General features: G+C 68.6%; 7 protein-coding genes. 5 read left to right on the top strand and 2 right to left on the bottom strand.

All coding sequences use genetic code 11. From position 1 onward, the window contains the following. Positions 1-49 precede the first annotated feature (49 nt). The 3 genes from V3W46_RS07385 to V3W46_RS07395 all read left to right on the top strand — a co-directional run bounded on the left by V3W46_RS07385 (position 50) and on the right by V3W46_RS07395 (position 3,992). Positions 50-1,300, top strand: a complete 1,251-nt coding sequence (locus tag V3W46_RS07385; protein WP_331782448.1) for a Bcr/CflA family efflux MFS transporter — start codon at positions 50-52, stop codon at positions 1,298-1,300. Positions 1,301-1,381: 81 nt separating this feature from the next. Next, on the top strand, positions 1,382-2,431 hold the full coding sequence (locus V3W46_RS07390) for an LLM class flavin-dependent oxidoreductase (protein ID WP_331782449.1): 1,050 nt from the start codon (positions 1,382-1,384) through the stop codon (positions 2,429-2,431). Between the two features lie 232 nt (positions 2,432-2,663). Next, positions 2,664-3,992, top strand: coding sequence for a hypothetical protein (locus tag V3W46_RS07395; RefSeq protein WP_331782450.1), 1,329 nt, complete (start codon positions 2,664-2,666; stop codon positions 3,990-3,992). Positions 3,993-4,106: 114 nt separating this feature from the next. Here V3W46_RS07395 and purF read toward each other — a convergent pair whose 3' ends face one another. Continuing rightward, entirely contained in the window at positions 4,107-5,564 is a 1,458-nt protein-coding gene (gene purF, locus V3W46_RS07400; protein WP_331782451.1) for an amidophosphoribosyltransferase, read from the bottom strand. Positions 5,565-5,848: 284 nt separating this feature from the next. Between purF and purM the strand changes: the two genes are divergently transcribed. After that, positions 5,849-7,156 carry a phosphoribosylformylglycinamidine cyclo-ligase gene (purM, locus tag V3W46_RS07405; RefSeq protein ID WP_331782452.1) on the top strand — a complete coding sequence of 436 codons (1,308 nt, stop codon included), beginning with the start codon at positions 5,849-5,851 and terminating at the stop codon, positions 7,154-7,156. 289 nt (positions 7,157-7,445) lie between these two features. Here the strand turns inward: purM and purD are convergent, their stop codons facing one another. Then, complete coding sequence (gene purD, locus V3W46_RS07410; RefSeq protein WP_331782453.1) at positions 7,446-10,190, bottom strand: phosphoribosylamine--glycine ligase; 2,745 nt, start codon at positions 10,188-10,190, stop codon at positions 7,446-7,448. A 561-nt stretch (positions 10,191-10,751) separates the two neighbouring features. Here purD and V3W46_RS07415 point away from each other — a divergent pair. Continuing rightward, positions 10,752-11,210, top strand: coding sequence for a sterol carrier family protein (locus V3W46_RS07415; protein ID WP_331782454.1), 459 nt, complete (start codon positions 10,752-10,754; stop codon positions 11,208-11,210). Positions 11,211-11,457: the final 247 nt, after the last annotated feature.

Consider the following 11,457-nt stretch of genomic DNA (forward strand, 5'->3'; position numbering starts at 1 on the left):
GCATAAGCTTGCATCCGGAGAGCCGCACAACGTGCATCCGGGGGGAAACATGACCGACTCGAAGACCGTGCCGTCGCGCGAGGCCGGCAGACAGCGCCTGCTCGTGCTGATTCTGCTCGCGGTGATTCCGCTCAGCCAGATTCCGATCGACGCCTACACCCCGGCCATCCCCGACATGATCACCGAGCTGAACGCTTCGTCGACGCTGGTGCAGAACTCGGTGTCGGCGTACGTGCTCGGCATGAGCATCGGGCTGTTGCCGATCGGCATCATCGCCGACGCGCGCGGCCGCAAGTCGACGCTGCTCGTGTGCCTCGGCATCCTGCTGCTCGCCAGCCTCGGCTGCGCCGTGACCGGCGACATCTACACGTTGCTGGCGCTGCGCTTCGTGCAGGGCCTCGGCGGCTGCGCCAGCATGGTCATCGTCTACGCGATCGCCGCCGACTCGTTCCGCGGAGCGCGGCTCACCTCGATCTCGGGCCTGCTGGGCGCGTCGTGGGGGCTCGCGCCCGTGCTCGCACCGGCCGTGGGCGGGCTGCTGGTGCAGTTCGTGTCGTGGCGCGGCATCTTCGTGCTGATCGCCGTGCTGGCGCTGCTGGCGGCGGTCGTCATCTTCTTCCTGCTGCCCGAGACGCTGTCGGTCGAGCGACGCACCCCGATTCGCCCGCGCGAGATCGGGCACGTTCTGGCGGCCACCTTCCGGCGACGCATCTTCGTCGGTCTCACCCTGATCTTCGCCGTGTTCGCCAGCGCGCAGCTGATGTTCGGGGTCGTCGCACCGCTGCTCTACGAGACGCAGCTCGGCTTGAGTCCGGCGATCTACGGCCTCATCGCGCTCGTGGTCGGTGCCGCCAATCTCGTGGGCGAACTGTCGACGAGCTACTTCGCCACGAGAATCTCGTCGCGGATGCTCGGCTTCTCGGCCCTGGCAGCGTTCAGCCTGGGCGCGGTCATCCTGGCGCTCAGCGGCACGCTGGTGGGCCCGCACGTACTCTGGATCACCCTCGGCGGGCTGCTCGCCTTGCTCGGCTGCGGCGCGCTCTGCCCGCTGGCCTACGGGCTCGTGATGGGGCTCTTCGACCGCAACCTCGGCCTCGTCGGCGGGCTCACCTCGGCCATCTGCTACCTCTTCGTCGCGGTCGCCCTCGGGGCCGCGGCCGGCCTGCCCGACACCTCGCAGGCGCCGATGGGCTTCATCTACGTGGGATGCGCCGTGGTCGGCTTCGTGCTGCTCGCGGTGTGTCTGCCGCGCCGGGCCCGTGCGGGCGGGGCGGCCGCGGGCGTCGCCGTCGCGGAGTGACGGCGCTCATGCTGCTGCCGAGCATCCATGCGAATGTATGAAGGTGGGAATACGCAGCGGCGCTCGAGCGCTGTACACGGCATGAAGAAGCGCATCGGATTTCTGTCGTTCGGTCACTACCAGCCGGTTCCCGGATCGCAGGCGCGCACGGCCCGAGACGCCCTCGTGCAGTCGATCGAGCTCGCCGAAGCCGCCGAAGAGCTCGGCATCGACGGAGCGTACGTGCGTGTGCACCACTTCGCCCGCCAGCTCGCATCGCCGTTCCCGCTGCTGGCCGCCATCGGCGCCCGCACCTCGCGCATCGAGATCGGCACCGCCGTGATCGACATGCGCTACGAGAACCCCCTCTACATGGCCGAAGAGGCCGCCGCGGCCGACCTGATCAGCGGCGAACGCCTGCAGCTCGGCGTCAGCCGGGGGTCACCCGAGACCGCCCTGCGCGGCTCGGAGTCGTTCGGGTACGTGCCCGCCGACGGCCAGACGGATGCCGACCTGGCCCGCACGCACACCGAGATCTTTCGCGCCGCCATCGCCGGCGCCGGCGTCGCCAGCGCCAACCCGCAGATGACCGGGCATACCGGCGCCCTCGCCATCGAACCGCGCTCGGCCACGCTGGGCGACCGCATCTGGTGGGGTTCGGGCACTCGCGCCACCGCCGTCTGGGCTGCCGAGCAGGGCTTGAACCTGCAGAGCTCGACGCTGCTCACCGAAGACACCGGAGTGCCGTTCGACGAGCTGCAGGCGGAGCAGATCGCGCTCTACCGTTCTGCCTGGGCATCCGCCGGGCACACCCGCGAGCCGCGGGTGTCGGTGTCGCGCAGCGTCATCCCCATCACGTCTGACCTCGACCGGCGGTACTTCGGTTCCGGCGCCGCGGGTGAGTCGCAAGACCAGATCGGGCACCTCGACGGCGGCCTCGCCCGGTTCGGGCGGTCGTACACCGGAGAGCCCGACGTCATCGCGGCCGAGCTCGCGGCCGACGCCGCGGTTCAGGCGGCCGACACCGTGCTGCTCACCGTTCCGAACCAGCTGGGCGTCGACTACAACGCCCATCTGCTCGAGCAGATCGCCCTGCACGTCGCCCCCGCCTTCGGCTGGACCCCGAACCTGCCGGCCCCCGCCCTGGCCTGAGCGCCTGCCGTCAGTGGGTGCGCGGCCGCTAGCGCTGGTCCAGCACTGCATCTGCGGTGGTTCGGCGCATGCGCGCCAACTCGAGCTACCGCGTATGCCCCGAACTACCGCACATGTTCTATCCACCGCGTCTTTGCAGAACCGCGCCGCATAAGCCAACCCCAATGAGTTCACCGTTGGCACGGAAGCCAGTGTTGATCAATCGTCGGCATGCATCCGTATAGTTATTCAGGTGTTCAAGCTTCGAAATGTCTTCGGCATTAGTGCCAACGTCGGTAGCCCGTCCTACGTCGATCGGGGCGGTCTCGACAAGCTGTTCGAGCGGGCACTGGTTAGCGATCGCCATATCGCCGTCCATGGCGGCAGCAAACAGGGCAAGTCATGGTTGCGTGCGCGTGGTTTGCCTGACGACCAGACATTGCTCGTGCAATGTACGCCCTCGTCCACGCCGGCGTCGCTGCTCGCGGAGGCGCTCGGGCGACTCGGTGTGAGTGCCACGCTTTCCACGACGAAGTCGAAGGAGATTTCAGGGTCTCTCGACTTCCGTGCGGCCATCGAACTGGGAAAGTTGATCGCGAAGGCTAAGGCTGAGGGGCATGGGTCGGTGCAGGGGTCGCTCGAGTCCACCACTGAACTCGAGCCGGTAGGACAGACCTCGGCGGATTTGCTCTGGGTTGCGCTGACAATCCGAGAGTCCGGCCGACGCCTGGTCTTGGAAGATTTCCACTACCTCAGCCAAGACGCGCAGAGTGAGTTCGCGTTCATGTTGAAGGCCATGGGCGAATATGGGCTTTTTGTCGTCGTCGTGGGAGTGTGGCCCCGAGACCACCTTCTTTCTTACTTCAACGGGGATCTTGATGGCCGAATCGTGGATATCCATCTCATGTGGAGCAACGCTGAACTGACCCGGGTCGTGTCCCAAGGGTCGAGCGCGCTGAATGTGATGATCAGCAATCAGATCGAGCAGCAAATGGTGCGTGACGCGTACGGAAGTGTCGGGTTGCTGCAGCGACTAGCCGAGGGCTACCTGCTTGCGGAGGGCGTAACGGCCGCCACCTCTGGGAGTCGCCAACGTCAGCTCACAGGCGGTACGAATTACCTTTTGGCGCGAGAAGAAGTAGCAAACCAAATGCAAGGGAGGTACCAAACATTCGCAGACAACTTTGTTCGCGGGATGAGGCGCTTGCCCGAAGGTCTGGAGGTCTACAAACACATACTCCAGACTGCCACCGAAGCCACAGACGATGAACTCATTGACGGAATCGACTCAGCTATTCTGCTTCAGCGAGTGCTGGATCACGAAGGTGCCGACGCTATACGGGCCTCCGATCTCACACAGGCGCTCGATCGGATTGACCGTCTCCAGATGAAAATTGGCGTCAATCCCGTCGTATTGACCTACAACAGGTCGGACCGAAAGCTGTTTCTCGCGGATCGATCGTTCTTGTTCTACAGACAGCACAGTTCACAGACCTGGCCATGGTCCCAGGGGGAGCCTGAGATCGTCAACGATCTTTATATTCAGGAGCCGCTGAATTTCGACTTCGACTTAGAGGAGTAACGGCGCTGTCTCCGTCCCGTACCTGCGAAGAGCGGCGACGATTAGCCTGCGTAGACATCGGCCGCCATGCACTCAAACGGATCGCCGGGCCAGCGCGTAGCTGACGAGCGCGGGTCAGGAGTTCTGCGTGCGCTCCACCCACGAGAGGTACTCCGGCGAGACGGTGCCGGTGACGTAGTCGCCGGTGAAGCAGCTCATCTCGAGCGACTGCACCGACGAGCCTTCGATGATGGCGGCCTCCATGTCGGCGACCTCCTGGTAGATGAGGTGGTCGGCACCCATGTACGCCGCGATCTCGGGGATCTTGCGATTGTGAGCCACGAGCTCATCGCGTGAGGGCATGTTGATGCCGTAGACGTGCGGATACCGTACGGGCGGCGCCGCCGAGGCGAACGTCACCTTGTTCGCACCCGCCTGCCGGGCCATGTCGACAATCTCCTTCGACGTGGTTCCGCGCACGATCGAGTCGTCGACGATCAGCACGTTCTTGCCCTTGAACTCGGTCGACATGGCGTTCAGCTTCTGCCGCACCGACTGCTTGCGAACGGCCTGGCCGGGCATGATGAACGTGCGGCCGACGTAGCGGTTCTTGTAGAACCCCTCGCGGTATTCGATGCCGAGCTTCTGCGCCACCTGCATCGCCGCCGGGCGGGATGAATCGGGGATGGGCATCACCACGTCGATGTCGCCCGACGGGGTCCACTGGGCGACGGTGTCGGCCAGGCGATTGCCGAGCCGCAGTCGCGCCTCGTACACCGAGATTCCCGAGAGCACCGAGTCGGGGCGGGCGAGGTAGACGAATTCGAACGAGCAGGGCACCAGCCGGGCATCCGGAGCGCACTGCTTCGAGAACATCTCGCCGTTCATCGTGATGAACACGGCCTCGCCCGGGCGAACGTCGCGCACGACCTCGTAGCCGAGCGACTCCATCACGAGCGACTCGGATGCCACGACCCACTCGTCGCGCCCCGACTCGAGGGTGCGCTTGCCGAGCGTGAGCGGCCGGATGCCCCACGGGTCTCTGAACGCCAGCAACCCGTGCCCCGCGATCATGGCGATGGTCGCATACGACCCCTCGACGCGCTCATGCACCCGCTCGACCGCCGTGAAGACCTGTTCGGGGTCGAGGTCGATGCCCGATACCTGCTGCTGCAGCTCGTGGGCGAGGATGTTCAGCAGCAGCTCGGTGTCTGAATCGGTGTTGAGGTGCCGGCGGTCGATGTGAAAGAGCTCCTGCGTCAGCTCGCGCGTGTTCGTCAGGTTGCCGTTGTGCACGAGGATGATGCCGTACGGCGCGTTCACATAGAACGGCTGGGCCTCCTGCTCGCTCGACGCGTTGCCCTTCGTCGCGTACCGCACATGCCCGAGTCCCATCGTGCCGAGCAGCGAGCGCATGTCGCGGGTGCGGAAGGCTTCGCGCACCTGCCCCTTCGCCTTGATGATGTGGAAGATGTCGCGTTCGGCGGTGGCGATGCCCGTCGAGTCTTGCCCGCGGTGCTGCAACAGCAGCAGTGAGTCGTAGACGAGTTGATTGACGGGTTCAGACGAGACGATGCCAACGATGCCGCACATGCTGAGGCGGGCTCCAGACGGTAGAGAAAACGGGCCGTTCTCCATTCTACGGCCGCGCATCTGAGCGACCGCCCCTCGCTGGTTGAGTAGCGCGGAGCGCGTATCGAAACCCGGTTCGGGGTGTGGGTTTCGATACGCGGCTTCGCCGCTACTCAACCGGCGGGGGCGGTGTGGGTTTCGATACGCGGCTTTGCCGCTACTCAACCGGCGGGCGCGGTGTGGGTTTCGATACGCGGCTTCGCCGCTACTCAACCGGCGGCGCCGGAGTCTGGGAGAATGGGCGCATGACGAACAGCTACGCCGAAGCCGGGGTCGACACCGCCGCCGGAGACCTCGCGGTCGAACTCATGAAATCGGCGGTGTCGGCCACGCACGGCCCCAACGTGGTCGGCGGGTTCGGTGGCTTCGCGGGGCTGTTCGATGTGTCGGCGCTCACTGCGTACCGCCGCCCGCTGCTCGCCACCTCGACCGACGGCGTGGGCACCAAGGTTGCCATTGCGCAGGCCCTCGACAAGCACGACACCATCGGGCAAGACCTGGTGGGCATGGTCGTCGACGACATCGTCGTGGTCGGCGCCCGGCCCCTCTTCATGACCGACTACATCGCGTGCGGCAAGGTGGTTCCGGCGCGCATCGCCGACATCGTGGCCGGCATCGCCCGGGGCTGCGCCGCCACCGGAACGGCGCTGGTCGGGGGCGAGACCGCCGAGCATCCGGGGCTTCTCGGGCCCGACGACTACGACGTGGCCGGCGCTGCGACGGGCGTCGTCGAGGCGGATGCCCTGCTGGGCCCCGAGCGCGTCGCCGATGGCGACGTGGTTCTGGCGCTCGAATCGTCGGGACTGCACTCCAACGGGTTCTCGCTCGTGCGCCACATTCTCACGGGCGCCGGAGTCTCGTACACGTCGGTGTCGCCCGACCTCGGCGGTGTGGTGGGCGAGGCGCTGCTCGAGCCCACCCGGCTGTACACCTCTCCGCTGCTTCGGCTCATCGGGGGTGCGCCGGGTTTTGCGGGCGGGGGTGCGTCTGGGGTCGGGTTGGGCGGCGCCTCGGGTGGCGCGTCGGAGTACGGGTCGGGGTCGGGCCTCGCGACGGGCGGCGCCCCGGCCGTCGGCTCGGGGTCGGGGTCGGGCCTCGCGACGGGCGGCGCACCGGCCGCCAGCTCGGGGCTCGTGTCGCCGGAGGAGCATGCCGGCTACGACATCGCGGTGCCCGCGGGATCGGTGCACGCGCTCAGCCACGTGACCGGCGGCGGCATCGCGGCCAACCTCGCGCGCGTTCTGCCGCGGGGCTCCTGGGTCGATGTGCACCGTTCCACGTGGTCGCCGCTGCCCGTGTTCCGCGTGCTGTCGCAGCTCGCCGCAACGACCCTCGAGTCGGCCGAGGGCACCTGGAACCTCGGCATCGGCATGATCGCGATCGTCGCGGCTCCAGCGGCTGCCGCCGTGACGGCGGCGCTCACCGCCGACGGCATCCGCACCTGGCAGATCGGAACGGTCAGCACCACCCCCCGCGACCTGACCGGCTTCGAGCAGGGCGCCAAGGGTGTCGACGGCGGCGCCGTGCGCCTCGTGGGCTCCTACGCCGCCTGAACCGCCGCGCCTACCCGGACACCCGTCGCGTCGACCTGCCCGCCGCGCCTACCCGCACACCCGCCGCGCCTATCTGCCCGCCCGCTGCCGCGCCGACCCGCCCGCCGCGCCTATCTGCCCGCCCGCTGCCGCGCCGACCCGCCCGCCGCACCTACCTGCCCGCCCGTCGCACCTCCAGATTCTTCAGGACATTCTTCTGCTCGAGTGGATCCTCCACTCGACGCCGCGCGTCTCCTGACGTATCCGCCGCCTGCGGGTCGATCGGTCGGTGGAGCCGTCGGTCAGACGGTCAGGACTGCGGGCCCGTCAGGCGGTCGATGAGCTCGCGGTAGCGGGCGGCGGTCTGCTCGACGATCTCCTGGGGGAGAGCGGGCGGGGTGCCCGTCTTGTCCCAGTTGGCGCTCAGCCAGTTGCGCACGATCTGCTTGTCGAAGCTCGCGGTGCGGTCGCCCGAGTCGTAGGCGGCGGCATCCCAGTAGCGCGACGAGTCGCTGGTCAGCACCTCGTCAGCCAAGGTGATCTCGCCCGTGACTCGATCGGCGCCGAACTCGAACTTCGTGTCGGCGAGAATGATGCCGCGCGTCTCCGCCAGTTCGGCCGCGCGGGCGTAGATGCCCAGCGAGAGTCCGCGCAGCTGCTCTGCCGCCTCGGCCCCCACCAGCTCGACCGTGCGCTCGTACGTGATGTTCTCGTCGTGCTCACCGAGCTCGGCCTTGAACGCCGGCGTGTAGATCGGCACCGGAAGCTTGTCTCCGTCGTTCAGCCCGGCCGGAAGCCGCACCCCGCACACGCTCTGCGTCGCCTGGTACTCGACCCAGCCGCTGCCCGAGAGGTACCCGCGCACGACGCACTCGATCGGAAACATCTCCAGCGACTTCACCACCATCGACCGCTCGGCCACCTCCGCCGGAACGGGCGGCAGGTCGAGCCCCTCGACAGCCCTGTCGTTCTCGAGCACGTGGTTCGCGAAACCCTCCATCTGCGTGAACCACCACCGGCTCAGCGCGGTCAGCAGTGCTCCCTTGCCCGGGATGCCCGGCTCGAGCACATAGTCGAACGCACTCACCCGATCACTGGCCACCACGAGCACGCCGCGCGCCTGGGCCAACGCCGCGCTGACGTCGCGTGTCACATCTGTCGACGCCGCGTGCCGCCCGGGTGCCCCGTCGCCCGAGCGTTCGCCGCTCTCGACCCTGCGCGACGCCGATCCAGCCGTTGACGTGTCGGCACCGCGCCGGCCGCCGACTGTGGCCGGCGTCGCTCCGCCAGCTCCGGGCGCGGGCACGTAGAGATCGCGCACCTTTCCCGAATACACGTGCTGCCACCCCTCGATCGTGGCCGGCCCACTGACGTTGCCGACCGAGCCGCTCAGATAGCCGGTGGGTTCGGCCGCCGTGCCGGAGGTGTCGGTGGGTTCGGCCGCCGTGCCGGAGGAGTCGGTGGGTTCGGCCGCAGTGCCGGAGGTGTCGGTGGGTTGGGCCGCCGTGCCGGAGGAGTCAGTGGGTTGGGCCGCCGTGCCGAAGATGTCGGTGGTCGCGGAAGAGGAGGCGTTGTCGGCGCCGGTGGGTGCGGCCGACGAGGTCGCGGCGGGGTCGACGCGAGCGGCGATGTCGGTGCGGTGGCGGGAACCCTCGAGGGTGATGAGGTCGACGGCGGCGTAGGCGCGGCGGCGCGCCTCGGTGAAGTCGGCGCCGGTGGCGACCACGCTCAGCACGCGCCCTCCGGTGGCGATGAGCCGGGCATCCTGCCGCCGGGCCCCCGCGTCTGTCGCACGTGAGGGCACGGTTTCGGGCTCTGACGAGGCCTCACCCTCCCGTGCCGCCCCCGCCTCGGGCTCTGAGGAGGCCTCACCCTCCCATGCCGCCCCGGCCCCGGGCGTGGCCTCGCGCTGGGCCGTGGGCTCGGGGTCGGGTGCAACGGCAGTTGCCGCGTGGGCGATGTGCACGCCCTCGAGGGCTGCGGCGTCGTGGAGGCCGGTGATCTCGCGGCCGGTGACGGGGGAGTCGGGGTAGTTCTCGCTCGCGACGACGACGGTGACTGCGCAGTCGGCGGAGAAGGTGGGGGCTGGGTGGCCGGCGAGGGTTCCGGTTGCGGCGGCGAGCAGCAGGCTGCTGAGCGGCGTGGTCAGGCGGGCCAGCACGACCTGGGTCTCGGGGTCGCCGAAGCGGGCGTTGAACTCGATCACGCGGATGCCTGCGGGCGTGAGGATGAGGCCGCAGTACAGCAGCCCGATGAACGGGCTGCCTTCGTGCGCGAGCTGGCGGATGGTCGGCAGCGCTATCGACACGAGCACCTCGTTGACGAACGACTCTTCATCGTCGAATTCGTCGTCGAGCCAGGGCAGGGGGGAGTAGGCGCCCATTCCGCCGGTGTTGGGGCCCTCGTCGCCGTCGAGCAGGCGTTTGAAGTCTTGGGCGGGCGAGAGGGGGAGCACGGTGTGGCCGTCGCTCACGAAGAACAGCGAGACCTCCTGGCCGGAGAGGAACTCTTCGACGAGCACGTCACCGTGGGCGAGCCATTGGATCGCATGCGAACGGGCGGCCGCGCGGTCTGGCGTGACCAGTACTCCTTTGCCCGCGGCGAGGCCGTCGGCCTTCACGACGTAGGGCGCCCCGAACGCGTCGAGGGCCGCATCGACGTCGTCGGCCGTGACGGCGCGGGCGGCACGGCCGGTGGGAACACCGGCCGCATCCATGATTCGTTTGGCGAAGGTCTTGCTGCCCTCGAGGGCGGCGGCGGCACGGCCAGGGCCGAACACGGGGATCGCGCGGCTGCGCAGGGCGTCGGCGACCCCGGCCACCAGGGGCGCCTCGGGGCCGATGATGACGAGCTCGATGTTGTTCTCGTTGGCGAAGTTCGTGACGGCGGCGGGGTCGTTGGTGTCGAGGTCGACGGTGGACGCGTCGGCGGCCAGACCGGCGTTGCCGGGCGCCACGACGATCTCGTGCCGCTCGCCCCCGTCAGCCGGTTCGGCGAGCAGGGCGATGACGATGGCGTGCTCGCGAGCACCGGAGCCGAGAACGAGAATCTTCACTCGACGATTCTAGGGTGGGGGCGCGGTGCGGGCCGCTGGGCGGGTGCCGTTTGTGCACAGATCGGCTGGCGTGAGGTCTGTGGAGAACGGCGAGGAAACTACTCAAAGTTTCTTGCAGAAGTGGCGTAATGAAACGACGGATGACCGCTCTCTTCTCTATGTGAGGCTCTGAACAGGCCTCGCAGACGTCGTGCGGCGGGGCTGTAACCCCCCTAACAGCTCCGCTGCACGTACTTCCCACGATCTCGTGTGGCGGTGGGCGCCCCCGGCCTTCCGTCGCACGAACCCTTTCGTGCGACGCGCGGTTCCCCCCCCGACTTCGCGCCGCACGAATCCCTTTCGCGGGGTCGGCCGTCCATCCCCCGGTCGGCCCCGCGGAACCACTGTGCCTGGCGCCATCACGCCCCCCTGGTGACCCAGTGGCACGGGCCGAGCCTGCGGTAGCAGCGCGCAGGCCGCGCCCGCGGTGGCCGGTGCCCGGGCCGATCGTGCGGCGGTGCTGGTGCGGGCCGGTGCCGTGGTAGCAGCGCGCGACGAGACCGCGGTGGCTAGCCTTGAGTCATGGCTCGCGCACGCATCGACGACAGCATCGGTTACGCCGCGGTCGAAGCGGCCGTGGCCGGGCTGGGGCTCCACCCGACATCGACGCCCCACCAGGCAGCGGCGCCCCACCAGGCGGCAGCACCCCACCACGCAGCGACGGTTGCCGGGGGAGTCGACCGCACGACGCTGGCGACCGCGGTGCGGTTCAGCCTTCAGTTGCTTGCCGAACGGGCGAAGGGCAATACGGTTGAGGTGCGGGTTCCGCCGTTCGCCGCAGTGCAGTGCATCGAAGGCCCGGGGCACACGCGCGGTACGCCGCCGAACGTGGTCGAGATGGATGCCGAGACCTGGCTGTCACTCGCAACGGGCGCCCTCGAGTGGATGCCCGGAGTCGAGGCCGGGCGCATCCATGCGTCGGGGCAGCGCGCCGACCTGCGCGGTCTGGTTCCCATCGCCGGGCTTCGAATGACCTCCTGACGCTCGTCACCCAGCGGTCTCTGCGCGGGAGCGGTTCGGGTGGGCTCGGCTCGACGCCCGGCAGGCTCAGGGCTGACCGAGGGATGGAGGCTGCGGGTGGACTGGACGCTGGGGGTTGGGCTCGAGGCTGGGGATGGGCTCGAGCCTGGTGGATGGGCTGGAGATGGACTGGAGGCTGGGGTTAGGCCTCGACGCTGGAGATGGGCTCGGAGTGCGGGGGGGGGGGGGGGGGGGGGGGGGCGGGGGG

The sequence above is a fragment of the Subtercola sp. YIM 133946 genome (genome assembly GCF_036553535.1).
Taxonomy (GTDB): Bacteria; Actinomycetota; Actinomycetes; order Actinomycetales; family Microbacteriaceae; genus Subtercola.